Annotated in this window: 20 protein-coding genes, 1 tRNA gene and 1 pseudogene; 9 read left to right on the forward strand and 13 right to left on the reverse strand. The window is 69.3% G+C overall.

The features are described 5' to 3' along the window. The first annotated feature begins 43 nt into the window (after window positions 1-43). A tRNA-Lys gene (locus ABKA17_RS36955) sits at window positions 44-117 on the forward strand. A 131-nt stretch (window positions 118-248) separates the two neighbouring features. On the opposite strand, the pseudogene ABKA17_RS36960 reads toward ABKA17_RS36955, so the two are convergent. After that, window positions 249-782, reverse strand: a pseudogene (locus tag ABKA17_RS36960) (ATP-binding cassette domain-containing protein); the annotation flags it as partial. Between the two features lie 806 nt (window positions 783-1,588). Between ABKA17_RS36960 and ABKA17_RS36965 the strand changes: the two are divergent. Together ABKA17_RS36965 and glxA are read left to right on the forward strand one after the other, a co-directional pair. Beyond that, a complete protein-coding gene (locus ABKA17_RS36965) occupies window positions 1,589-3,586 on the forward strand; it encodes a glycosyltransferase family 2 protein (RefSeq protein WP_353696746.1) in 1,998 nt (665 codons plus the stop codon). Further along, window positions 3,583-5,520 carry a radical copper oxidase GlxA gene (gene glxA, locus ABKA17_RS36970; protein ID WP_353696747.1) on the forward strand — a complete coding sequence of 646 codons (1,938 nt, stop codon included), beginning with the start codon at window positions 3,583-3,585 and terminating at the stop codon, window positions 5,518-5,520. Before ABKA17_RS36965 ends, glxA begins: the two co-directional genes overlap by 4 nt. Before the next feature lie 64 nt (window positions 5,521-5,584). On the opposite strand, the gene ABKA17_RS36975 is transcribed toward glxA, so the two are convergent. Continuing rightward, window positions 5,585-6,601, reverse strand: coding sequence for a glycoside hydrolase family 6 protein (locus ABKA17_RS36975; protein ID WP_353696748.1), 1,017 nt, complete (start codon window positions 6,599-6,601; stop codon window positions 5,585-5,587). A gap of 165 nt (window positions 6,602-6,766) precedes the next feature. Here ABKA17_RS36975 and ABKA17_RS36980 point away from each other — a divergent pair, with 165 nt between their 5' ends. Then, the gene (locus ABKA17_RS36980; protein WP_353696749.1) at window positions 6,767-7,531 is read left to right on the forward strand and encodes a GAF and ANTAR domain-containing protein; all 765 of its coding nucleotides are present in this window, start codon (window positions 6,767-6,769) and stop codon (window positions 7,529-7,531) included. A gap of 305 nt (window positions 7,532-7,836) precedes the next feature. Here ABKA17_RS36980 and ABKA17_RS36985 read toward each other — a convergent pair whose 3' ends face one another. The 5 genes from ABKA17_RS36985 to ABKA17_RS37005 all read right to left on the reverse strand — a co-directional run bounded on the left by ABKA17_RS36985 (window position 7,837) and on the right by ABKA17_RS37005 (window position 12,289). After that, the gene (locus tag ABKA17_RS36985) at window positions 7,837-8,505 is read right to left on the reverse strand and encodes a class F sortase (protein WP_353696750.1); all 669 of its coding nucleotides are present in this window, start codon (window positions 8,503-8,505) and stop codon (window positions 7,837-7,839) included. Continuing rightward, a complete protein-coding gene (locus ABKA17_RS36990) occupies window positions 8,492-9,055 on the reverse strand; it encodes a hypothetical protein (protein WP_353696751.1) in 564 nt (187 codons plus the stop codon). The genes ABKA17_RS36985 and ABKA17_RS36990 overlap by 14 nt, the downstream gene beginning before the upstream one ends. Window positions 9,056-9,142: 87 nt before the next feature. Then, a complete protein-coding gene (locus ABKA17_RS36995; protein ID WP_353696752.1) occupies window positions 9,143-9,922 on the reverse strand; it encodes an HAD-IIA family hydrolase in 780 nt (259 codons plus the stop codon). Window positions 9,923-10,062: 140 nt separating this feature from the next. After that, window positions 10,063-10,773, reverse strand: coding sequence for a hypothetical protein (locus tag ABKA17_RS37000; protein ID WP_502994501.1), 711 nt, complete (start codon window positions 10,771-10,773; stop codon window positions 10,063-10,065). 385 nt (window positions 10,774-11,158) lie between these two features. Then, complete coding sequence (locus ABKA17_RS37005) at window positions 11,159-12,289, reverse strand: ROK family transcriptional regulator (RefSeq protein ID WP_353696754.1); 1,131 nt, start codon at window positions 12,287-12,289, stop codon at window positions 11,159-11,161. A 56-nt stretch (window positions 12,290-12,345) separates the two neighbouring features. Between ABKA17_RS37005 and ABKA17_RS37010 the strand changes: the two genes are divergently transcribed. Together ABKA17_RS37010 and ABKA17_RS37015 are read left to right on the forward strand one after the other, a co-directional pair. Beyond that, on the forward strand, window positions 12,346-13,440 hold the full coding sequence (locus tag ABKA17_RS37010; RefSeq protein ID WP_353696755.1) for a Gfo/Idh/MocA family protein: 1,095 nt from the start codon (window positions 12,346-12,348) through the stop codon (window positions 13,438-13,440). Then, complete coding sequence (locus ABKA17_RS37015; protein ID WP_353696756.1) at window positions 13,437-13,946, forward strand: heme-degrading domain-containing protein; 510 nt, start codon at window positions 13,437-13,439, stop codon at window positions 13,944-13,946. The genes ABKA17_RS37010 and ABKA17_RS37015 overlap by 4 nt, the downstream gene beginning before the upstream one ends. Window positions 13,947-14,043: 97 nt before the next feature. On the opposite strand, the gene ABKA17_RS37020 is transcribed toward ABKA17_RS37015, so the two are convergent. The 4 genes from ABKA17_RS37020 to ABKA17_RS37035 form a co-directional block, all read right to left on the reverse strand. Then, window positions 14,044-14,901: a fumarylacetoacetate hydrolase family protein gene (locus tag ABKA17_RS37020; protein WP_353696757.1), complete on the reverse strand. Its 858-nt coding sequence runs from the start codon at window positions 14,899-14,901 to the stop codon at window positions 14,044-14,046. Between the two features lie 133 nt (window positions 14,902-15,034). Then, the gene (locus ABKA17_RS37025) at window positions 15,035-15,736 is read right to left on the reverse strand and encodes a YidC/Oxa1 family membrane protein insertase (RefSeq protein ID WP_353696758.1); all 702 of its coding nucleotides are present in this window, start codon (window positions 15,734-15,736) and stop codon (window positions 15,035-15,037) included. A gap of 110 nt (window positions 15,737-15,846) precedes the next feature. After that, window positions 15,847-16,161, reverse strand: coding sequence for a DUF6412 domain-containing protein (locus ABKA17_RS37030; protein ID WP_353696759.1), 315 nt, complete (start codon window positions 16,159-16,161; stop codon window positions 15,847-15,849). A gap of 66 nt (window positions 16,162-16,227) precedes the next feature. Continuing rightward, window positions 16,228-17,001: a class E sortase gene (locus ABKA17_RS37035; RefSeq protein WP_353696760.1), complete on the reverse strand. Its 774-nt coding sequence runs from the start codon at window positions 16,999-17,001 to the stop codon at window positions 16,228-16,230. Window positions 17,002-17,303: 302 nt separating this feature from the next. On the opposite strand from ABKA17_RS37035, the gene ABKA17_RS37040 reads away from it, so the two are divergent. Then, the gene (locus ABKA17_RS37040; protein ID WP_353696761.1) at window positions 17,304-18,776 is read left to right on the forward strand and encodes a glycoside hydrolase; all 1,473 of its coding nucleotides are present in this window, start codon (window positions 17,304-17,306) and stop codon (window positions 18,774-18,776) included. Between the two features lie 119 nt (window positions 18,777-18,895). On the opposite strand, the gene ABKA17_RS37045 is transcribed toward ABKA17_RS37040, so the two are convergent. Beyond that, entirely contained in the window at window positions 18,896-19,648 is a 753-nt protein-coding gene (locus ABKA17_RS37045; RefSeq protein ID WP_353696762.1) for a hypothetical protein, read from the reverse strand. 197 nt (window positions 19,649-19,845) lie between these two features. Between ABKA17_RS37045 and ABKA17_RS37050 the strand changes: the two genes are divergently transcribed. Then, window positions 19,846-20,862 (forward strand): SEC-C domain-containing protein, encoded by a 1,017-nt coding sequence (locus ABKA17_RS37050; protein WP_353696763.1) that lies wholly within the window; start codon window positions 19,846-19,848, stop codon window positions 20,860-20,862. 16 nt (window positions 20,863-20,878) lie between these two features. On the opposite strand, the gene ABKA17_RS37055 is transcribed toward ABKA17_RS37050, so the two are convergent. Next, window positions 20,879-22,072, reverse strand: a complete 1,194-nt coding sequence (locus ABKA17_RS37055; protein WP_353696764.1) for an FAD-dependent oxidoreductase — start codon at window positions 22,070-22,072, stop codon at window positions 20,879-20,881. A gap of 687 nt (window positions 22,073-22,759) precedes the next feature. Here ABKA17_RS37055 and ABKA17_RS37060 point away from each other — a divergent pair. After that, window positions 22,760-24,313 carry an ATP-binding protein gene (locus ABKA17_RS37060; protein ID WP_353696765.1) on the forward strand — a complete coding sequence of 518 codons (1,554 nt, stop codon included), beginning with the start codon at window positions 22,760-22,762 and terminating at the stop codon, window positions 24,311-24,313. Window positions 24,314-24,356 lie beyond the last annotated feature (43 nt).

Consider the following 24,356-nt stretch of genomic DNA (forward strand, 5'->3'; position numbering starts at 1 on the left):
AGGAGCACCCCGGGAGGTCGGGTAGAGTTCTCCGGGTCAGCAAGCGCCGCTAGCTCAGTTGGTTAGAGCAGCTGACTCTTAATCAGCGGGTCCGGGGTTCGAGTCCCTGGCGGCGCACAGACAGTGAAAGCCCCTCGCAGGCGCGGGGGGTTTTCGCTTTTCCGGCGCGGATTCTCACGGGCGCCGTGGGGGCGGCTGGGGGTCTGGGGGTTATCCCCCAGGGGATGCAGCATCAGCGGGTCCGGGGTTCGAGTCCCTGGCGGCGCACCGACAGTGAAAGCCCCTCGCAGGGTGGTCGGCTCGTCCAGGAAGAGGATCCGGGGGCGGCCCACCAGGCTCGCGGCCAGGTCGAGCCGGCGGCGCATACCGCCGGAGAAGGTGGCGATGGGGCGCTTGGCCGCCTCGGTGAGCGAGAAGTTCTCCAGGAGCTGCGCGGCCCGGGTTTTCGCGTCCCGTCGGGACAGTCCGAGCAGCCGGCCGATCAGGACCAGGTTCTCGGCGCCGGACAGCGTCTCGTCCACCGAGGCGTACTGGCCGGTCAGACCGATCAGCTGCCGTACCCGTACCGGGTCCTCGGCGATGTCGTGGCCGCCGATCGTCGCGCGGCCCGCGTCGGGCCGCAGCAGGGTGGCCAGGATGCGCACGGTGGTGGTCTTGCCCGCGCCGTTGGGACCCAGGACGCCCACCACCTTGCCGGCCGGGACCTCCAGGTCCACCCCGTCCAGGGCGGTGAAGTCGCCGTACTTCTTGACCAGCCCCTCGGCCCGGATCGCGTAGGACATCGTCATCTCCTCGTCAGCTGCCTGTCGTTCTCGATGGACAGGACTGTGCCGGGGTGCGCTGACAGAGCGCGGACAGCGCGCTGACACGGCTGACGGGCGCGCTGACAGGACGGGCGGGGGCTGTCAGGGCGTCTCGTTGAACTGGACGGGCTCGTGGGCCGTATGGAACGACAGGCCACGCCCTGAGGCGACGGTCCGGTGCGCCGACCGAGCGTTTCACGCCACCCCGCACCGGGGTTCGGACAAGGGGTGGCCGAGCAGGTGCCGGAGGCGTTCCGGGACGCCTTCCACCGCGTACGCACGGATCTCGGGGGTGTCGCGCGTGATCCGTGGATCATCCGTCGGTGACACCGGGAGATCTTGGATGCGGTACCGTCCGGGGACGCGATACGGGCAGGGGAGGCTATAAGGGAGCACTTCGGAAACTTCCGTGCCCTACTGTCCACAACCTCCCCACACGGCCCCCACAGGGGCCACAATGAACGCGTATGACCGGTAAACACCGCGTTTCGCATCTTGCGATCATGCTGGGCACCGTAGAAACCTGGTTTCCAAGATGCTGCGGATACGCGGCAGTTGGGGGGCACGGAGCCGGTTGCCGGTCCGGCGGGGAGAGGGGCCCCGTTCGAAAGACGATGCCGAGGGGGGCATCATGCAACCGGAAGGTCGCAGTTCCATGTCTATTGGTGTGGAGAATGTGGTGACTGCGGCCCACCACTGATACGTCTGTGAAGAGTCGAGGGGGACTCGAGCAGTCGTAAGGAACCGACAAAGCACGCGATGACTCGCGTGTGGGGGGATGACTCATGACGTCGACGCCGACGGGCGCCCGGCAGAACTTCGACGACCCGTCTCAGACCACTCAGCTCAGGGTGGCCTCACAGACCCGGACGGGCGCGTTCCGCCGGATCAAGAAGACGCTTCCGAAGTATGACTACGAGCACTACAGCCGCCTCGCAGGTCCCCTCACCCAGCCCGATCCGTCGAAGCCCTACAAGGTGGAGTACCGATCGCTGATCTCGCAGGAGACGCACCGCATAAGGGTCGCGCTGATGCTGGCCGCCGCGCCGGTGCTCTCCCTGGTCCTGCTGTTCTGGCTGCTCCAGCCCGAGCACTGGACCGAGCGCGACTACGTGGACTTCGAGTGGCTGCCCGCGCTGGACATCGTGATGCTCGTCTCGATCGGCCTGATCGAGTTCTTCCGCTGCATGAACGTGCTGTCGAACGCGCACGCCACCCTGGTCGCCCGCGACCCGATCCCGGTGGTGCCCGAGACCGGCACGAGAGTGGCCTTCCTCACCTCCTTCGTACCCGGGAAGGAGCCCTTGGAGATGGTCACGAAGACCCTGGAGGCGGCGGTCAAGCTGCGCCACCGGGGCCTTCTGCATGTATGGCTGCTCGACGAGGGCGACGACCCCGAGGTCAAGGAGGTCTGCGCCCGGCTCGGCGTGCACCACTTCTCCCGCAAGGGCATCGCGAAGTGGAACCAGGCCAAGGGCCCGCACCGCGCCAAGACCAAGCACGGCAACTACAACGCCTGGCTCGACGCGCACGGCGACGACTACGACTACTTCGCCTCGGTCGACACCGACCACGTGCCGCTGCCCAACTACCTGGAGCGGATGCTCGGCTTCTTCCGTGACCCGGACGTCGGCTTCGTCATCGGCCCGCAGGTCTACGGCAACTACGACAACTTCGTCACCAAGGCCGCCGAGTCGCAGCAGTTCCTCTTCCACGCCCTCATCCAGCGCGCCGGCAACTACTACGGCGCCCCGATGTTCGTCGGCACCTCCAACGCGGTGCGGATCAGGGCGCTCAAGCAGATCGGCGGCCTGTACGACTCGATCACCGAGGACATGGCCACCGGCTTCGAGATCCATCGCCACAAGAACCCGGCGACGGGCAGGAAGTGGCGCTCGGTCTACACCCCGGACGTGCTCGCGGTCGGCGAGGGCCCCAGCGCCTGGACCGACTTCTTCACCCAGCAGATGCGCTGGTCCAGGGGGACGTACGAGACGATCCTCAAGCAGTACTGGAAGGGCTGGTACTCGCTGCCGCCCGGCAAGCTCTTCAACTACACGATGATGATCATCTTCTACCCGATGTCCGCCCTCAACTGGATCCTCGCGGCCCTGAGCTGCGCGCTGTTCCTGGGCCTGGGCGCCTCGGGTGTGAACATCGACCCGACCGTGTGGCTGATGCTCTACGGCAACGCCTCCGCGCTCCAGATCGGCCTGTACGTCTGGAACCGTCGGCACAACGTCTCGCCGCACGAGCCGGAGGGCTCCGGCGGTGTGGCCGGCATGGTGATGTCCGCGCTCTCCGCGCCGCTGTACGCCAAGGCCCTGATCGACTCCGCGCTGCGCCGCAAGAGCAAGTTCGTCGTCACCCCCAAGGGCGACTCGGCCAGCCCCGACCGGTGGTTCGGGACCTTCCGCTACCACTGGTACTTCATCGTCATCTTCGGCGGCTCGATCGCCGCGGGCTTCGTCTACGGCCACTCGCACCCCGCGATGATCATCTGGGCGATCTTCGCCATGCTGATCACCGCGACGCCGATCTTCGTCTGGCGGCACATGCTGCGCCAGGAGAAGAAGAAGCCCGCCGAGGAGCCGCAGAACCCGGCGGTCCCGGCACAGCAGCAGTACCAGCCGCAGCCGCTGCCGGCCCAGCACGCCCCGGCCCAGAAGCCGAGCTGGGCCGCCTCGAACGCCTCCCACACCGGCGGCGGGGGCGGCGCCGGCGGGGGCAACGACCAGACCATGCAAATCGCCCTGGGTGGACTTGGGGGACGTAAGGAATGAACGACCGTGCCGGACGCCGTCGTGCCCGTCGCCTAGCGATAGGCACGGCGGTGGTACTCGCACTGGCCGGGATGAACGGGCCGTGGCTCTACCGCTTCGGGACCGAGAAATACCACCAGTACCAAATCAACAAGCCGGAGTACAAAGCCGAGAACGGCAAGTGGGAGGTCGTCGACTTCCCCGAGGAGTACCGGCAGAACACCATCCACGCGGCGCTGCTGCGCACCGGCAAGGTGCTGCTCGTCGCGGGCTCGGGCAACGACCAGGACAACTTCGACGCCAAGAAGTTCGACACCCGTATCTGGGACCCGGTCAAGGGCACCATCAAGAAGGTGCCCACGCCCAGCGACCTGTTCTGCACCGGCCACACCCAGCTGGCCAACGGCAACCTGCTGATCGCGGGTGGTACGAAGCGGTACGAGAAGCTGAAGGGTGACGTCACCAAGGCCGGCGGCTTGATGATCGTCCACAACGAGAACCCGGACGAGCCGATCACGCTGCCCGCGGGCACCAAGTTCACCGGCAAGGAGAACGGCCAGACCTTCGTCTCGAAGGACCCGGTCGTGGTGGAGCGGGCGGAGAAGGTCTTCGACAAGAAGACCGGCAAGTTCCTGCGCAACGACCCGGGGCTCGGCCGTATCTACGTCGAGGCGCAGAAGTCCGGTCGCAAGTACGAGACGGGCACCCAGGACAACTACCGCGTCCAGGGGCTGTCCGGCACCGACGCCCGCAACACCTACGGCATCGCGCAGAAGCTCGCCCTCGACAAGAAGGACTTCCAGGGGATCCGGGACGCCTACGAGTTCGACCCGGTCGCCGAGAAGTACATCAAGGTCGACCCGATGAACGAGGCCCGCTGGTACCCCACGCTCACCACCCTGAGCGACGGCAAGGTCCTCAGCGTCTCCGGCCTCGACGACATCGGCCAGCTGGTGCCGGGCAAGAACGAGGTCTTCGACCCGAAGACCAAGACCTGGACGTACCTGCCGAAGACCCGCCAGTTCCCGACCTACCCCGCGCTGTTCCTCATGCAGAACGGCAAGGTCTTCTACTCGGGGTCCAACGCGGGCTACGGACCGGACAACGTGGGCCGTGAGCCGGGCGTCTGGGACGTCGACAGCAACAAGTTCACCAAGCTCCAGGGGCTCAGCGACCCCAAGCTGATGGAGACGTCCGGCACGGTGCTGCTCGCGCCCGCGCAGGACGAGAAGTACATGGTGGTCGGCGGCGGCGGGGTCGGTGAGTCCGCGCAGTCCAGCGACAAGACACGGATCGTCGACCTGAAGGCCGACAACCCGAAGTTCGTCGACGGGCCGACGCTGGAGAAGGGCACCCGGTACCCGAACATCTCGGTCCTGCCCGACGACTCCATCCTGGTGTCGGGCGGCTCGGAGGACTACCGCGGGCGGGGTGACTCCAACATCCTCCAGGCGCGGATCTACCACCCGGAGACCAACACCTTCGAGCAGGTGGCCGATCCGCTGGTGGGCCGGAACTACCATTCCGGGTCCATCCTGCTGCCCGACGGCAGGGTGATGTTCTTCGGCTCCGACTCGCTCTACAGCGACAAGGCCAACACCAAGCCGGGCGAGTTCGAGCAGCGCATCGAGATCTACACGCCGCCCTACCTCTACCGGGACTCACGGCCGTCGCTGTCCGGTGGTCCGCAGACCATCGAGCGCGGCGACTCCGCGACGTTCACCTCGCAGCACGCCTCCACGATCAAGAAGGCGCGGCTGATCCGGCCCAGTGCGGCGACGCACGTCACGGATGTCGACCAGCGGTCGATCGAGCTGGACTACAAGGTGTCCGGGGACAAGATCACGGTGACCGTGCCGAAGAACAAGAACCTGGTGCAGTCGGGGTGGTACATGCTGTTCGTCGACGACGATCAGGGGACGCCGTCGAAGGCACAGTGGGTGAAGGTGCCGTAGCGCTCCCGCGGCCAAGCCGCGAATCGGCAAGTCCCCGCGCCCCTGAGGGCGCGGGGACTTGCCGTTACTTGGAGGCCTTCGCCAGGTTCAACGCGTACTCCGACCACCATTCGCCGGCCTTCGGGCCGCCCTTGCACTCGCCGTCCGACTCTCCCGGCCGCTTGACCCAGACGTACGCGTCGACCAGCGGGTCCGCGGTCTTGGTCGTCGGGGTCTCGCCCAGGGCCCGGCCGGGCGGGTTGCACCAGCGTTCGTCGGCCTTGCCGCCGGTGTACGGGCCGTTGCCGTTGCGGCTGGTGTCGATCACGAAGTGCTTGTCGCCGACCTTCGCCGACAGCTGCTTGCCGTAGGCGATGGAGTCCTCGGTGGAGTAGAAGTTGGAGACGTTGACCGAGAAGCCGTCGGCCTTGTCGACGCCCGCCCACTTCAGCGGCTCGAAGATCTGGTCCGGGTGGCCCCAGCCGGCGTTGCCCGCGTCCAGGTAGACCTTGGTGTTCTTCAGGGACTTGAGCTTGGTGATGGCTCCCTGGAGAAGGTCGTAGCGCTCCTCGTGGAACTCGTCCTGGGTGCAGCCGTCGACCAGGTGCAGGACCGCGTCCGGCTCCAGGATGACCGTCGCCGGACGGTCCCCGATGCCCGCGGCCACCCCGTCGATCCAGCTCCGGTAGGCGTTGCCGTCGGCGGCGCCGCCCTGCGAGTAGTTGCCGCAGTCGCGGTGCGGGATGTTGTAGAGGACCAGCAGCGCCGTACGGCCCGCCGCGTCGGCGGCCTCCGTGAAGCCGCGCGCCTCCTCCTCGGGCTTCTCCGTGCCGATCCACTGCCCGGTGGGCTGCTCGGCGATCTTGCGGATCTGCTCCGCGTCCGTGTCCTTGCCGGCCTTCTCGTACTCAGCGACCTGCTGCGCCGCGTTGCCGTCCGGATTGACCCAGAACGGGTCGCTCTCCTTGGGCTGTTGAGTGATCTTGGCGCCGGCCGACCCCTCCGGATCGTCGTCCCCGGACGACGAACATCCGGCGATCAGCAGTGCCGCCCCCAGCACCATCGCCGACGTCCTCGATCCGGCCCCCCTCGTGCCGTACATCCCACTCCCCCTCGGTGTGGCAGTCCAAGGCTCAATCCTGACATACGCGTCCTGGGGCACACGAGATCGCCCGAGCCTTGTCGGGGAGCTGTTACAGCACCCATGGTCGGGGTAGGCGCGCGCTGGGAACGGGGGCGGGCGGACAGGGAAAGGGAGTGGGCGGGGATGCACCACACCACCCGGGAGATCCGGCTGGCGACGGCACTCGTGGAAGCGGCGGACACCCTGTCCGACGGCTTCGACACCGAGGACTACCTACGACGGCTCGCGAACCACTGCGTCGACCTGCTGGCCGCGCAGGCGGTCGGGGTCATGCTCATCGACGGCGGGCGGACCGTGTCGCTGACGGGCAGCAGCGCCCACGAGCAGATGGCGCTCGACCTGCTCCAGGCCCAGCACAGCGGCGGCCCGTGCCTGGACACCTACAGCTCCGGCAAGCCCGTCCCGCCGGTCTCGATCAGGACGGCCCGCGCGGCGTCCCGCTGGCCGGAGTTCACCGAGCGGGCACTGCGCCACGACGTCGTCACCACCTTCGCCGTACCGCTGCGCCGGCGCGAGAGGCCGTTCGGCGCGCTCAACGTCTTCGTGCCCACGCTGGTCGCGAGCGCGCCGCCCGACGGCGATCCGGAGCTGCTGCTGGCCCAGCTCATCGCCGACTCCGCGGCCGTCGGGCTCCAGAACAACGCCCGGTACCACCGCTGCCGGACCCTCGCGGGCCAGTTGCAGGAGGCCCTGTCCAGCCGGGTCCGCATCGAACAGGCCAAGGGCATGCTCGCCGAGCGCTGGCAGACCCGCGCGGACGAGGCGTTCATCGCCCTGCGGCAGTACGCGCGCCGCCGCCGGCTGCCGCTGGACCGGGTCGCGACCGCGGTCATCCAACGCACCTCGGACGACGCGGAGTTGCGGCGGGAGTTCGACGGGACGGCCTAGGGGCCTTCCTGGAACCGGGTCCGACCTGGGCATAGGAGAGGCAGAAACGAGATTTCGGCCTGGCGTCAATTCTCCACTAGGCCTCGGCCTGCATCCGCTCTATCGTTTTCCTACGGAAGGCCCCAGCCCCCGGCCGACTGACCTCCACATCTGGCTCACAAGCCTCCCGCGCCGGTCGCCGGGTTACTCCCGCAGCCCGTGCGCGCGCGGTTGAGGACCAGCCCGGTCGGCGGCTTCGGGGGGAGCGGGCCGTCGACCGGGCCAGGTGGCGGAGTCGATGTGCGAGGCCGGTGTGAAGGTCGGTTCTAGAGCCCGGTTCCTGTCAGGTACGCCGAGACGATCACGTTCGCCGTGTAGCTGCGGCTCGCCCGGTCGAAGGTGCCGCCGCAGGTGATGAGGCGCAGTTCCGACCGGCCCGCCTCGTGGGTGCCGTAGGCCTGGCGGGCGTCGAAGCGGTCACGGGCCACGACCTGGACGTCGTCGACGGTGAACTCGGCGACCCTGCCGTCGTCCCGGATCACTCGGACCGTCTCGCCGGGCTTCAGCGCGCTGAGCTTGTAGAAGACGGCCGGCCGGGTCTCGGTGTCCACATGCCCCACCATCAGCGCGGCCCCCGCCGCCCCCGGCTTCACCCCGGCCGCGTACCAGCCGACCACGCCCGCCTGGTCGTAGGGCGGCGGGTCGATCGCGCCGCCCCCGTCCAGTCCGCGCGCCACCACGGGAGCCTGCACGCCGAGCCCGGGGATGTCGATGCGCTGCGGCGACGCCGGGTTCAACGGCCGTGTGGGAGGCGGCAGTTCGATGTCGGGCGGGCGTCCCACCGCCGCCACGTCGCCCGTCGTCGGCGCCGATATCCCATGCCGTACGTCGGTGACCTCCCGGCCCCACGACCACAGCCCGAGCAGCAGTAGCGCCCAGGCCACCCCGGTGAGGAGACGGCCCGATCCGAAGGAGCGCACGTCAGTCCGTCCCACGGCTCCGGCGGACCCTCCGCAGCGCGACCGCGGCGGCCGCCGCCACCCCGGCCAGCACCAGCCCCGTCACCGTCTGTGCGGTCCCGGGTCCGGCGGCGCGCGCCTCGTCCACCGAGGCGAGACGGGCGGTACCGCCGCCGCCCGCCTGGACGGGGGCGACGGGCGAGGTGTGCGGCGAGGGGCGCGTGCCCTGGTCCACCACGGTCAGGACGCTCTTGCGGGACGTGTCCCCGCAGGTCACCTGGACGTCGTAGGAGCCCGCCTTGAGTTCGCTGCGGACCCTGGTCTCGCCGGTGAGGGTGCCCTGGGTGTCGGCAGTGGCGGTGAGGCGTACGTCGGCCACGAAGGCCGCGGAGGTCGCGGTGCCGGTTCTCGTCGTGCAGCCGTTCGCCCGGAGGGTGATGTCGGTGCCGGGGGCGGGGGACGACGGGGTGGTCGTGACGCCGGTCGTGCCCTCCGTGTCGGCCGCTTGCGCCGCGTGCGCCGCCGGTGTCGTGAGGGCGGTGACGGCCAGCAGGGCGGTGCAGAGCGTGAGGCGTAGTGAACCCATCGTGAACCTCCAGATATGTGGAGAGTCCCCCGGTGGCGGCGGCCCCGCATCCTCAGAGGGCCGCCGCTGCTCCGTACGAGCGTTCTTTCAGACGAGGTCGACCAGGTCCGCGATCGAGTCCACGACCTTCGAGGGGCGGTACGGGTACTTCTCGATGTCCGCGTCCGTCGTCAGGCCGGTACGGACGAGGAACGTCACCATCCCGGCCTCGAGCCCCGCCAGGACGTCCGTGTCCAACCGGTCGCCGATCATCGCGCTGGACTCGGAGTGGGCACCGATCGCGTTCAGGCCCGCCCGCATCATCAGCGGGTTCGGCTTGCCGACGAAGTACGGCTTCTTGCCGGTCGCCGCGGTGATCAGGGCCGCGACCGAGCCCGTGGCGGGCAGTACGCCCTCGGGTGAGGGGCCGGTCTCGTCGGGGTTCGTCGCGATGAACCGCGCGCCGTTGTTGATCAGCCGGACGGCCTTCGTCATCGCCTCGAAGGAATAGGTCCGAGTCTCACCGAGAATGACGAAGTCCGGGTCCGTGTCGGTGAGGATGTAGCCGGCGTCGTGCAGGGCCGTGGTGAGACCCGCCTCGCCGATGACATAGGCGGAACCGCCGGGCCGCTGGTCCTCCAGGAACTTGGCGGTGGCGAGGGCCGAGGTCCAGATGTTCTCGACCGGCACGCTGAGGCCCATGCGGTTGAGGCGGGCCTGGAGGTCCCGTGCCGTGTAGATCGAGTTGTTGGTCAGCACCAGGAAGGGCTTTCCGGAGTCGCGGAGCTTCTTCAGGAAGGCGTCGGCGCCGGGGATCGGTACGCCCTCGTGGATGAGTACACCGTCCATGTCGGTGAGCCACGAATCGATGGGCCTGCGGTCTGCCATGTGCGGGATCTCCTGCCGTACGCATGTACGCGGTGCTGCGTCGGGCCCAGCCTAGACAGTGGCCGGATCTTGAGGGAATGGCCGACTTCCGGTTGGTTCAGCTACCGGCTGGTTCGGCGTCCGGCTGGTTCGACTCCCGGCTAGTTCGGCTTCCTGGCGTTTGCGCGGCGGCGGGCGAGGAGGAGGGTGCCGGCTGTGGTGAGCAGGAGGGCTGCGGCGGCGAAGGTGCGGGTGGGGGTGAGGCCGGTGCTGGCCAGTTCGTCGAAGGGGGCGTCGGCTTCGGGGTCGGGCGGTGGTTGGGGGGCGGTTTCGGTTTCCACCGTGAAGCGGTAGTCGTTGGACTGGCCCACCCAGTCGCCGTCATCGTTGTGGCGTTGCACCACTGCGGCGTTGGCCGTGATGGCGTTCGGTGCGGCGTCTGAGGTCAGCGCCAGTCGTACCTTCACCGTGAGCGACTTGCCTGGGCCTACGGTGAAGCCCTTCCCGCCGAATGCTCCTACCAGTTCGTCCTGGTCCGTCGTCTCGAAGCGGACGGGGTGGGGGCTGCCTCCGTCGTAGAACTCGAGTTGGGGCTGGTCGGGTTCGAGGGTGTGGTTCTTGTCCACGAGGACCACTACCGGGTGGATCTTTTCGCAGGTCTGCCGGGTGGTGTTGGTCAGGTCCAGGTACCAGGTGCCGTAGCCGCCGCCCGCTTCGTAGGCTTCGGGGCCGCCGTGGAGGCGGGTGGTGAGGGGGAAGGTGCCGGCGTCGGTGGTGGTGCAGGTGGGCGCCGCGTGCGCGGGGGGTGCGGGTGTTGTCAGGAGGGCGGCTGCCGCGGCCAGGGGGAGGGTGGTGAGCGTGAACAGTCGCATGAACACATGACCATGGCGGGTGGGGGTGGGGAACGGGGCGTGGCGCTCCGGGTGGGGGTGGAATGCCGCCCGATCGGCGGGTGGGGGTGGGGAACGGGGCGTGGCGCTCCGGGTGGGGGTGGAATGCCGCCCGATCGGCGGGTGGGGGTGGGCGTCCTATGCCTGCGGCGGCCCCTTGCCGTTTGGTGGGGGCTCGCGTCGCGCACTTCGGTTCGTCGTGAGTCGGTGCCGCACCGGGGGGTGTCCGTCCTCGGTCGGGCGCCACTGTTTCGTCCAGGCTGTGCTGTCCGTTTGACGCCCGACGCTGCGGGCGGACACCCCCCGGTACGTCCCCTGCTCGCCGTTGCGCCGGTGCGGGTGCGTTCCTCCTAGGGTGCCGGCCGGGTCAGCCTTCGGATCTGCCGAACAGGGGGGCCAGGAGGAGTTGGGCCGCGCCCTCCGCTACGGCTCGGGTGCCCGCTTCGGCCAGGCGGACTGGTACGGCGGCCTCGCCCCGGGCTCGTTCTGCCAGTACCGCCCTTACTCGTCGTAGGAACGTCTCCGGCTTCGCCTCGATCGTGCGGCCGCCCAGGAGGACTACGTCGATGTCCAGCAGGCCTACGAGGTTGGCGGCGCCGGCGCCCAGGACCCGTGCCGCTTCCTCGGTGTTGCCCTGGGAGACGGCCGCCAGGCACAGGGCCTCGATGCAGCCTCGGTTTCCGCAGCCGCACGGGGGGCCGTCCAGTTGGATGACCTGGTGGCCGAACTCGCCCGCGCCGGTGCGGGCGCCGCGGTGGACCTTGCCGTCGATGACCAGGCCCGCGCCTAGTCCCGTACCCAGGTGCAGGTAGGCGAAGGAGCCGCCGTCGGTCTCGGCGGCCAGGCCCAGTGCCGCCGCGTTGGTGTCCTTGTCCACGACCACCGGGAGGTCCGTGTGCCTCGCCAGTTCGTCGCGCAGCGGGAAGCCGTCCCATTCGGGGAAGCCGGTCACTCGGTGCAGTACGCCTCGGTGGTGGTCCAGGGGGCCGGGGAGTGCCACGCCGAGGCCGAGGAGGGGGCGGGCGCGTGGGAGGGGGGTGTCTGTCGTCGTCGGTTGCGTGGACAGGAGGGTTCTGGTTTCTGCCACTACCGCCGTCACTACCGCTTTCGCGCCTGCTCTCAGGTCCACCGGCACGCAGCGCTCCCCCACCACGGTTCCGTTCAGGTCCACCAGTACCGCTCTGAGTTCGTCCCGGTCCAGGTGGACGCCGATCGCGTGGCCGGCCTCGGGTACCAGGCGCAGTACCGTGCGGGGCTTGCCGCCGGTGGAGGCGCGGTGGCCTGCCTCGGTCGCCAGGCCCTCCTCGCGGAGTCTTGCGGTGATCTTGCTGACGGCCTGGGGGGTGAGGCCGGTGCGGTCGGCCAGTTCCAGGCGGCTGATGCCGCCGGCTCCCGCGGTGCGCAGGAGGTCGAGGACCAGGGCGGTGTTGTGGCTGCGCAGGGCGAGCAGGTTCGCCCCGGGGCGTCCGCCGCTCGTCACCGTCTTCGTCCTGTCCACCTCGCCATTCTCCCTGTCGCTTGCACTTTGGCAACAGCGTTGCGAAAGTGGGAGTCATGACTGGTACGACTGATACGGCTGGTACCCCTGTCCGTGTGGGCCTCATCGGCTACGGCCTCGCGGGCTCCGTCTTCCACGCCCCGCTGATCGCCGCCACCGAGGGCCTCGTCCTCGACACCGTGGTCACCTCGAACCCCGAGCGTCAGGGGCAGGCTCGCGCCGAGTTTCCGGACGTCCGTGTGGCCGCCTCGGCCGAGGAGCTCCTCCAGCAGCGGGCCGGTGAGCTGGATCTGATCGTCGTCGCGTCCCCGAACAAGACGCACGTGTCGCTCGCGACCGCCGCTCTGGAGGCAGGTCTTCCGGTCGTGGTCGACAAGCCTGTCGCCGGTACCGCGGCGGAGGCGCGGCAGCTGGCCGCGCTCGCCGAGGAGCGGGGGCTGCTCCTCTCCGTCTTCCAGAACCGGCGCTGGGACAACGACTTCCTGACCCTGCGGAAGCTCCTGGACGGCGGCGAGTTGGGGGACGTCTGGCGGTTCGAGTCGCGGTTCGAGCGGTGGCGGCCGCAGCCCAAGGGTGGGTGGCGGGAGTCCGGCGACCCCGCAGAGATCGGAGGTCTGTTGTACGACCTTGGCAGCCATCTCGTGGATCAGGCGCTCGTTCTCTTCGGCCCCGTCAGCGCCGTGTACGCCGAGTCGGACATCCGGCGGGCCGGTGCCTCCGTCGACGACGACACCTTCATCGCGCTCACCCATGCGAACGGGGTACGGACGCAGTTGTACGCCACCGCCAACACCGCCCAACTCGGGCCCCGTTTCCGGGTGCTGGGCTCGCGGGCCGGCTACGTCAAGTACGGCCTCGATCCCCAGGAGGCGGACCTGCGCGAAGGCAAGCGCCCGGAGAGCGGCGCGGCGTGGGGGCTCGAACCCGAGTCGGCGTGGGGTCGGGTGGGTGCCGGTGAGTCGCCGGTGACGGGGGGCGGTCGGGCCGAACCGACCCTCCCGGGCGACTACCCCGCTTACTATGCGGCCGTGGCGAAAGCCCTGCTCGACGGCGGTCCCAACCCGGTGACCGCACTGGAGGCGGCCGCGGCTCTCGACGTGCTCGAGGCGGCCCGCCGTTCGGCCCACGACGGAGTGGTGGTGAAGCTGTGACGCACAGTGGTGAGTTGACTCCGAAGTTCCATCCCGAACTGACTCCGCCCCTCGAGGAGTTGGAGGCCCAGGAACGCCGTCTGGTCTTCCGCCAGTTCACCTACGAGGACGCGTGGGCACTGGGGTCCCTGCTCGTGGACATGGCCCGTGAGCGGCAGGCGCCGGTCGCCGTCGACATCCACCGCGCCGGCCAGCAGCTCTTCCACGCCGCCCTCCCGGGCTCCACCCCGGACAACGACGCCTGGATCAACCGCAAGCGCCGGGTAGTGGAGCGCTACGGCTCCGCCTCGTACCTGGTCGGCGCCCGCTTCCGCGCCAAGGGCACGACCTTCGAGGAGAGCTCGCGTCTGGACGCGGACGAGTACGCGGCTCACGGAGGGTCCTTCCCGATCACCGTGGAGGGCGTGGGGGTGGTGGGTGCGGTGACGGTGAGCGGTCTGCCGCAGCTCCAGGACCACAAGTTCGTGGTGGAGGCGCTGGAAGAGTACTTGGAGAAGAACGTGTAGGTGACATACCGAAGGGGCGCGGGGAACTGCGCGACCAGCCACGCACGGCCCGCGGCTGACGTACAACCGCAGTTCCCCGGCCAACCCAGCGGAGCGTCTACGCGTCTTTGAACTCCTGCCGTTGACGGCCCAGCCCTTCGATCTCCAGCTCCACCACATCCCCCGCCCGCAGGAACGGCTTCGGCTCAGGCTGCCCCAACGCCACCCCCGCCGGCGTCCCCGTGTTGATGACGTCCCCGGGGTACAGCGTCATGAACTGGCTGACGTACCGCACCACTTCGGCCACCGGGAAGATCTGCTCGGCCGTGGTGCCGTTCTGCTTCAGCTCACCGTTGACCCAGAGCTTGAGGGAGAGGTTCTGCGGGTCGGGGACCTCGTCCGCGGTGACCAGCCACGGGCCCAGCGGGTTGAACGTCTCGCAGTTCTTGCCCTTGTCCCAGGTGCCGCCGCGCTCGATCTGGAACTCCCGCTCGGACACGTCGTGCGCCACCGCGTACCCGGCGACATGGGCGAGCGCCTCGGTGTCCGACTCCAGGTAGCGGGCCGTACGTCCGATGACCACGGCCAGCTCGACCTCCCAGTCGGTCTTCTCCGACTTGCGCGGTACGAGCACGGTGTCGTGGGGGCCCACGACGGTGTCCGCGGCCTTGAAGAAGATCACGGGCTCGGCGGGCGGCTCGGCCCCCGTCTCGCGGGCGTGGTCGTGGTAGTTCAGGCCGATGCAGACGATCTTGCCGATCCGGGCCAGCGGCGGTCCGACGCGCAGTCCGGTGGCGTCCAGTGCGGGCAGCTCGCCGGTCTCCGCGGCCGTGCGGATCCGTCCGAGTGCCACGTCGTCGGCGAGCAGCGCTCCGTCGATGTCCGGGACGAGACCGGAGAGGTCTCGCAGTGTCCCGTCGGCGTCGAGCAGCGCGGGCGTCTCCGCTCCCGCCGTACCGACTCGCAGCAGCTTCATGATCACAATCTCCCTCGATCGCGGGGCGTCATCCCATGGGTGCAGCCATCGGATGACTGGTCGATCCTCCAAGGTCGGCGTCCGGTCCGCAATACCCGGTTCACGGACTGGACCGGTGCCTCAGCGGTGGAGGTCAGCGATAGAGGAAGGCCCGCTCCACCGCGCTCCAGGTCGTGCTGGTGACGACGTACAGCGCGGCCGCCAGGGGCACCACCGCCACGGTGAAGAGCGTGAAGAAGGACATGAACGGCATGACCTTGGTCATCGCCCCCATCCCGGGCACCGGCTGCCCGTCGGCCACCGCCGGCACGGCCTGGTTCGCGGCCATCATCCGCTTCGTACGGCGGTAATTGAAGACGGCGACCGTCGCGACGAGGGCGAACAGTCCGACGTACACGAGTCCGGCTCCGCCGAACATCCCGCCGGTCGCGAGTGCGTCCGCCCAATGGTCGCCGAGAGGGGCTGCGAACAGCTGGTGGGTCAGGAGCTGGTTGTTGGTGTTCGAGAACAGGTGGTAGAGGAGGAAGAACGCCGGCATCTGGCACAGGCTCGGCAGACAGCCGGACAGCGGGGACACCTTCTCCTCGGCGTGCAGCGCCAGGACGGCCTTCTGGAGCTTCTCGGGGTGCTTGGCGTGCTTCTTGCGGAGCTCGGCGATCTTCGGCTGGAGTTCGGTACGGGCCTTCTGTCCGCGCGCCGCCGCCCGAGACAGGGGGTGGACGAGGAGTCGTACGAGCGCGGTGAACAGGATGATCGCGCCGGCCGCGGCGGACGCGCCGAGCAGCGGCTGGAGGAGGTCGGCGAGGTGCTCGACCAGGGTGGCGAAGACGGACATGGGTGAGCCCTCCGGGGGTCTCGTCAGTGCCGGGAGTCCGGACGCGGCGGTCCGGGGTGGGATGGCGGCATGACGACCCGCGTGGGGGCCGGCTGTGGTGGGGCGGGTCCCTACGCGGTGGTCGCCTGGAGGGCGTGTCCGGGGGCGCGGGGCCTGGTGCGGCCCTTGGCGTCCGGGTCGCGTTGTGGCAGGAAGGCCGTACGGCGGTCTCTGTCGCGGATGGCCGTACGGACCCGGGTGGGCGGTACGGCGGGCGCGCAGCGCGAGACGACCAGGGAGCAGGCGGCGAAGGCGGAGCCGGCCGCCGCGGTCGCGGCGAGGGCGACGGTGGCGGAGAGGCTGCCGGTGTCGAGCAGGGCGACCTGGAGGAGCAGGAGCAGCAGGGCCACGGCGGGGCGCGGGTTGCGGTGCGCGTCGCGGATCATGGGCTGCTCCTCCTCTCGTACGTCCGAGTGTCCTGCCCTTGGTTATACCTGATGCCTCGGACAGTCTCAGCGGGGCCGCATCGACCGGAGCTCGGCCCAGACCACCAGACGGTACCTGGAGGTGTACTCCGGGGTGCAGGTGGTGAGGGTGAGGTAGTAGCCGGGGGCGGTGTAGCCGTGGGTGGGGCGGACGGTCGAGCGCGGGATCCTGGCGATCACTCCCGAGTCGCGGGCCGAGGTCTGGGCGAGGGTCCGGTCGACTGCGTACGTGTAGACGGCGTCCTTCGTCTCGACCTCGACCGTGTCCCCGGGGGCGAGCCGGTTGATGTACCGGAAGGGCTCGCCGTGGGTGTTGCGGTGCCCGGCGAGGGCGAAGTTCCCGGCCTGGCCCGGTTGCTGGGTGCCGGGGTAGTGGCCGGCGTAGCCCTTGTCCAGGACCGCCTGCTTGCCGATGCCCTCGGCTACCGGGACGCGAAGGTGGAGGCGGGGGACGGTGAGGATGGCGTAGGCCTGGGACCAGGTGGGTTGCCGGATGCGGGTGGTGGGTTGCCTTGGCCCGTGCCGGGTGGTGCTCGCGTCGCTGGTGCCCGTCTCGTCGGTGCTCCTCGGTGTGGGGGCGTCGGTGGCCGGGGCCCCGCCGGTGTCCCACTCCCGCTCCAGCGCCTCCACCTTGCGCTCGGCGCCCTCCCTGGCCTCGCGGTTGGTCCACCACAGTTGGTGGACGACAAGGAGCAGCAGGACGACCCCGGCGGTGACGAGGAGTTCGCCGCCGGTCCACAGCACGCGCCGACGACGGGCGCGCCGACGCCGGGTGCCGTGTCCCACGACCGGAACGCGCATGCCGTACACCGCCCTCCGCCCGGGTACGCCGCTCTCACCGGGCCCGCACGATAGGCGCTGCCCCTTCAAGTGGCCAGGCCCACCGAGCATCAGCCCAGTCGTCTCCCCCACCGTCCCTCCAACCATCACCCCTTCTCATAACCGTTGGAGAAATAGAAAGCCGGACAGAAAGTCGACGGAAAGAAAGCGCTGTCACACCTCTCGACAACCCCACCCACCACACCCGATGCTTCGTGATGGCACGCGGGGGGCGCGTGGGCGAGCCATTACTTCGAGCCCCACGAGAGGCGGACAGGACAGCCATGATCCGACGCAGAACGCTGCTGACAGCCGCAGGAGGCACCCTCCTCGGCAGCGCCCTGGCGACGGGCACCGCACGCGCGGACGCCACGATCGCCGTCAACCCCGGCACCTCCTACGGCAATTGGGAAGGCTGGGGCACCTCGCTGGCCTGGTGGGCGAATGTGTTCGGCGCCCGGGACGACTTCGCCGACCTCTTCTTCACCACCAAGTCGACGACGTACAACGGCACCTCCCTGCCCGGCCTCGGCATGAACATCGCCCGCTACAACCTGGGCGCGTGCAGCTGGAACTCGGTGGGCGGCCAGTCGATGGTGGCCTCCGCCAACATCCCCGCGTTCAAGCAGATCGAGGGCTACTGGCAGGACTGGAACAACGAGTCCCCCACGTCCTCCGCCTGGGACTGGACCGCGGACGCCACCCAGCGCGCGATGCTGACGAAGGCGGTGGCGCGCGGCGCGACGACCGAGCTGTTCGCCAACTCCCCGATGTGGTGGATGTGTTCCAACCACAACCCCTCGGGCGCCTCCGGCGGCGGCAACAACCTCCAGACCTGGAACTACCGCCAGCACGCTTCCCACCTCGCCTCCGTCGCCCTCTACGCCAAGAACAACTGGGGCGTGAACTTCGCGACCGTCGACCCCTTCAACGAGCCCTCGTCGTCCTGGTGGACGGCGACCGGCACGCAGGAGGGCTGCCACATGGACTCGGCGGTCCAGTCGGCCGTACTGCCGTACATGCGCAGCGAGTTGAACAGCCGGGGCCTGTCGGGCATCAAGATCTCGGCCTCGGACGAGACGAGCTACGACCTCGCCCGCACCACCTGGAACTCCTTCAGCTCCACGACGAAGGGGTACGTCGACCAGGTCAACGTCCACGGCTACCAGGGCTCGGGCGGCCGTAGGGACCTTCTCTACACGGACGTCGTCACGACCTCCGGCAAGAAGCTGTGGAACTCGGAGACCGGCGACAGCGACGGCACCGGCTACAACATGGCCTTCAACCTCCTCTACGACTTCCGCTGGCTGCACCCGACGGCGTGGGTCTACTGGCAGGTCATGGACCCGACCGCGGGCTGGGGTGTCATCAAGTACGACGCGAGCACCCTTCAGGCCGGCGCGATCGAGACGAAGTACTACGTGCTGGCCCAGTTCAGCCGTCACATCCGCCCCGGCATGCGCATCCTGGACACCGGTGTGAGCTACGCGACGGCGGCGTACGACGCGACGGCGAAGCGCCTGGTCATCGTGGCCCTGAACACCTCGACGTCGGCCCAGACCCTCACCTTCGACCTCTCCCGCTTCACCACGGTGTCGGGCGGCTCCGGCGGCGTGGTCCCGCGCTGGAACACGGTGACGACGGGCGGCGACAAGTACGCGTCGTACTCCAACACCTTCCTGAACGGGAAGTCGGTGGCGGTGCCGTTCGCGGGGAAGGCCGTGCAGACGATCCAGATCGACGGGGTGACGATCTAGGGCGCCCATACGGTTGTGGGGGCTGCTGTCGTGGGTGGGCTGCGGGTTCACGGCGGGTGCGGCCGGTCGGTCCGGTTCGCACCGGGCGCGGTGGTCGTACGTCCCTGGCGGCCCGGTGGTCACGTGTTCCTGGCGGTGGCCGGCCGGTAGTGCTGGTGGAGCTGCCAGGCCGTGACCGCCACGGTCGGTAGGACTGTGGCGGGCACGACCCACGTCGGCAGGCCGATCCACACGGCCGGCAGCCCCACCCCCACGCAGGCGACCCCCGTGACGATCAGCAGGATCTTCCCGAACGGCCGCCAGGTGAACGGCTCGTGGCGGAGCGGCCGGGCGATCCGTACCGCGCCGAAGACCAGCCCAAGTGCCGCGAGGAGCCACAGGAACAGGCCGATGGCGACGGTCATCTGCGGCTCGTCGCGGGGCGCGTCGGAGGTGTTCTGCGTGAGCCCGTCCTTGCCGACCGACATGACCCCGCCGCGCCAGACGGTGCCGGTGATCCGGTCGCCCGGCTCCAGCCGCTCCAGCACGGGATCGGGGTCGCCGAAACGCACCTTCCCGTTCCAGAAGGGGGTGCCGGTCAGGATCGCCGTGTAGGTGTCGGTCCGTGACTGCGGTTCGTTCCGCGTGCGCTCGACGGTGAAGGTGACGGTACGCAGGCAGTCCTCGTGTGCCGTGAGCGCCTCCGCCGTACCGCCCGGGCACGGCTCGGCGGTCTGGTACGCCCGGTACCGCTCGGCGTTGTCGGGCAGCCAGGCGAAGAGCACGAAGTAGCCGCCGACCGCCGGGACCAGGGCCAGCATGATCAGCAGGACACCCATGAGCCACGCCCGCACCGCGGACCGCCGCTCCGGCTCCACCCCCGTCACCATCATCGGCCGCCCCACCCCCTGTAGCTGTGGTTCAAGCCTCTACCAACCCCGAGCAGGCATTCAACGAGGCCTCCGGGCAGCCACAGCCGCCCCTTCCCTTCCGTGACCCGGCAACCACCGGAAGCGGTTCCGGCTCCCGCCGATGGGCCTGGCCTGCGTATATCTCTCCTCCGTAAGCCAACGGCAGTACGGTGTCCCCCATGCGCCCCGACACGCCTGCCGAGAACGTCGACCACACCGCCGAAGCGGCACGCCTGGAGCGGACCGCCGGCCTGTATCCCGAGGACGCCGAGGCCCTGCTCCTCCAGGCCGCGGCCCACCTCGAACTGGCCGGCGACCGCCCCGCCGCGACCGCCCTCTACGACAGCCTGCTGGCATCGCAGACCGGCCTGGAGAACCCCTTCCTGGTACGCGCCCTCAAGGCGTCGAACCTATGGGAGTACGGCCATGAGGCGGAGGCCCGCGCCATCATCGAGGGCGTCCGGGCGGCGGCGCCGCAGGACCCGGCGCCCTGGGTGATCGTGGCGGAGGCGCTGGAGTCGCACGACGAGCTGGAGGCGGCCCAGGAGACCTTCACGGAGGGCGCCCGCCGGCTCCTCACCGAGGGCACGCCCGCCCCGTACTCCACGCACCCCCTGCTCTTCGGCCGCCACCGGGTCCGCCGGATGCTGGGAATGGGCCACGACGAGTGGGACATGCTCGCGGACACCCTCCACACCTCCCCGGTCCCCCTGGACGAACTCCACGACCCCAAGCGGGTCTGGTCCCTGGGCTCGGACAACCCGGCGGAACTGGCGGCGGAGATCTCCCGCCTACGGGCCGAACTCGGCACCTACCGCCAGGCCCTCTCCCGCCCCTTCCCGGTGGCGGTCCTGCACTGGTCGGCGCCCGAACTCGCCGAGCTGGTCACGGCGTACCCGTCCCTGGCCGACGAGTACCCGTCTCACGACGAGCACCTGTCGACCATAGAGGCCTCCCTGCGGGAGCTGGCCGCCTCGGGCACGCCGAACCTCGGCATCGTGACCGGCACGGTCCCCTCGTACGAGGCCTTCGCGGCCTCCGAGAGCTCCTCCCCCGCCGACACCACGCTGCTCCCCCAGTACGCGACGACCCTGGCGGCGCGGGGCCGGGCCGTAGCTTGGCCGCCGCAGCGGGGCACGGCGTGCTGGTGCGGGTCGGGGCGGGTCTACGGGGAGTGCCACGGGGTCGGCGCGTAGCCGAACTGGTTTCCCCTCAGGCGCCGGGGCTCTCGCTGAACCTCTTGAGCAGCCCCTGCGCCGTGTTCTCCTCGGAGTCGATGTCCACGAGCTCGGCGCCTTCGTAGGTGACGGTCTCCGCGCCGCGCGCGAACATGGCCCGCTCGTACTCGGTGAGCGCGGCCTCGATGTCCTCAGGGTGCGCAGCGATCGCCTTGCCGAGTTCAGCGCCGTCGAGCATCGCGAGGTTGGCGCCCTCGCCGTTCGGGGCCGCGAGGTGTGCGGCGTCGCCGACCAGGGTCACCCCCGGCACCCGGTCCCACCGCAGGCCGGTCGGCAGGGCGTAGTGCGGGCGCAGTACCGGCGGGGTGTCGCCGTCGGTGATCAGCGCGGTGAGCTCCGGCGCCCAGCCCTGGAACTCCTGCGCTATCCGCGCGCCGACCGCGTCGGCATCGGCATCAGCGAAGTCGATGGCCGCGAACCAGTCCAAGGGCCGGGAGAGCGCCACGTACGTGTGCAACGTGTCGCCGCTCTCCCGGTGCGCGAAGAGCTCCGCGCCGGGCGAGGGCGCGATCAGCATCCCGCCACCGACGGCCTTCGCGGCGGCCGGATGCCGGGTGTCGGCGTCGTACAGATACACCTCGACGAAGGACGTGCCCACGTACGCGGGTACGGCGTCGGAGACGAGCGGCCGCACCCGCGACCAGGCGCCGTCCGCGCCGACGAGCAGGTCGGCGACGATGGCGGTGCCGTCCGCGAAGGTCACCTCATGCCGCCCTCCACCGAGCCCACGCACCCCGCTGACCTTGCACCCCCACCGCACGGCCCCCTCCGGCAACGACTCCAGCAACACCCGCCGCAACTCGGCCCGCAGCACCTCGGGGCGCCCGCCGGTCCCGTCGTCGGCCTGATCGAGCAGCACGGTCCCATCCCGGTCCAGCACCCGCATCGCCTGCCGCCCCTCCAGCACGATCCCCCGGAACTCCTCCATCAGCCCGGCCGCCTCTACAGCGAGCTGCCCGTTGTAGTCATGGATGTCGAGCATCCCGCCCTGACCCCGAGCCTCCGCAGACGCCTCGGCTTCATAGACGGTGACCGCAATGCCGCGCACGTGCAGCACCCGGGCGAGGGTGAGCCCGCCTAGACCGGCGCCGATGATGGTGACGTGGGGGGTGGTGCTTGCGGTCGTGGTTGTGGTCGTGGTCGTGGTCGTGCTGGTCGTCGCGTTCATGGTGGTGGCTCCCTGGGTATCGAGGCCGCCGGGGGCTCCGACGGGCGGTACCTGAGACGGTGCCGGGTGGCGCCTACAGGGGTCCGATAGGGGGCCGACAGGTCCTATACGGGACCGACAGGGCGCCCGACAGCTGACAGAAACGCCGGGTCCCGGCTACGCCCCACCCACCGACCGATAGCCGCCAAACCATCCCGGCGTGCTGGCGAGACGCGACCGCGCGTGCCCATCCCCGGCCCACCCGTCAACCGACGGCACCTCTCGCCCACCTTGGCCACCCGTCCCTCCGGGCCGCCCGCTCGCTTCTCCCCCGTGCCAGAGCGGCCCGGGTCACGGGTGGCCCGGAGGGCCATCGCCGCAGGCGACGCGAAGCGCCCTTGAGGCGGGACGCGGAGGCACGACACTGGCCGAGAAGCGGGTGGTCCAACGGCAACTGCGCAGAAGGCGAGTGCCGTCATCACCGTAGAAGCGGCCCTGCGCAAGCAGGCGTCGATCTCGGCGTCGTTCGCTTCTGGGATCCCGTACTGCCGGCCATCTCAAAAGGCAATGCAGAAAAGGGACTTATCGAACCAGTTCGGCGTTCTACCTCCTTCTATGTCCTACCTTTGCAGTACGGTCACATTTACCGTCTGAGCTGAAGGGCTCACGTCTTCGGAGTGGCCCTGACCTGTGCACTTTGAGGAACAGATGCCCTACGAGCCCGGCACCGTCTGGCAGTACGACGTCCCCACGACCGGCAGCACACACCTGCCGCCAGACGCCGGCTACGGCAGAGCACTGACCAACCAGGGTTACGGCTTCGAAGTCGCCGTGGCGGACCTCATCGACAACTCGATCGACGCGGGCGCTGACAAGATCGTCGTGCACTTCCTGCGTGACGCCGAACGGATCCTGACCCTGCTGATCATCGACAACGGCAAGGGAATGGACGAGGCCGGGCTAGACGGCGCCATGACGGTCGGGAGGCGTCGCGCCTACGGTGACAACGCCCTCGGCATGTATGGCACCGGCCTGAAGGCCGCATCGCTCTCGCACGCTTCCTCCCTCACTGTGGTCAGCCGCACGAAGCGCAGCCGCGCCGCGGGCCGTCGCCTCACCGCGGAGGGGATCCAGGACAGCTTCCGGTGTGACACCGTCGACCATCGCTACGCCCAGGATCTCGTCGACCGGTATGACGGCATCATCGAGTGGCATGGCACGGTCGTACGGTGGGACCAGGTCCGTGCCTTCGAAACGGTGACGCTCGGGCAAAGCGACCAGTATCTATCTCAGGCGATCGCCCGCCTTGAGACCCACCTGGGCCTCTACCTGCATCGCTTCCTGCAGCGCGGTCTGCAACTGGACATAGCCGTATGGGACGTGAGCAGCAGCGCGAACGAACTCGGTGAAGAGGTGGACCACATCGCCGTAGAGGCGCTGGATCCCTTTGGGTACAAGGTGCCTGGCAAGAAGGGATATCCGCGGCAGTTCACGGCGCCCGTGGAGGGCATCGGAGACGTGCGCCTGACCGCCCACATCTGGCCAGCCAAGTCAAAGCAGGCGGGCTTCCGGCAGATTGGTGCGCTAGCGGAGCGCCAGGGTTTCTACTTCTACCGCAACGACCGCCTCGTCCAGGCGGGCGGCTGGAACGGCCTGCGTAACCCCGAGGGCCATCTTGCGCTGGCCCGGGTAGCCGTGGATCTCCCCGCACACGAGAACAGCGTCCTGAGTCTCGACGTGAAGAAGGAAAGAGTCACGGTCACCCCCGCCTTCACCCTCGGCGTCGACAAAGCCGTGGATTCTGACGGAAACACCTTCCACCAGTACCTCGGCGACGCCGAAACCGCCTACCGGGACGGTTCAAGGCGCACGGAGATCGTCCGTAAGCCGGTAACTCCACCCGGCAAGGGCCTCGATCCAAGGGTCAAGCGGGTCATCAAGGAGGAGCTGCCGGAGAAGCCTGGCGAAGAGCCGATCACGTTCACCTGGGCCGCGCTTCCCCAAGACCGCTTCTTCGACCTGGACCGCGAGAACAACACTGTCATCCTCAACAGGGATTTCCGGGAGGACTTCAACGACGGCAGGCGCGGCGGAGCGAACGACACTCCAGTCACAAAAACCCTGCTGTACCTACTCCTTGAGGACTGTTTCGGGCTTGGCCGCTGGGAGCGAAGCCGCCAGGACCGTGTGGATTACTGGAACACCATCCTCCTGGCCTCTGCTGAGGCGCACCGCACGCGGCGTACGCAGGCACTGTCCTGACCTGTCCTACGACACTTGCCCTGGCTCCCCCTGACTGGTGATT

The sequence above is a fragment of the Streptomyces sp. RG80 genome (genome assembly GCF_040446465.1).
Taxonomy (GTDB): domain Bacteria; phylum Actinomycetota; class Actinomycetes; order Streptomycetales; family Streptomycetaceae; genus Streptomyces.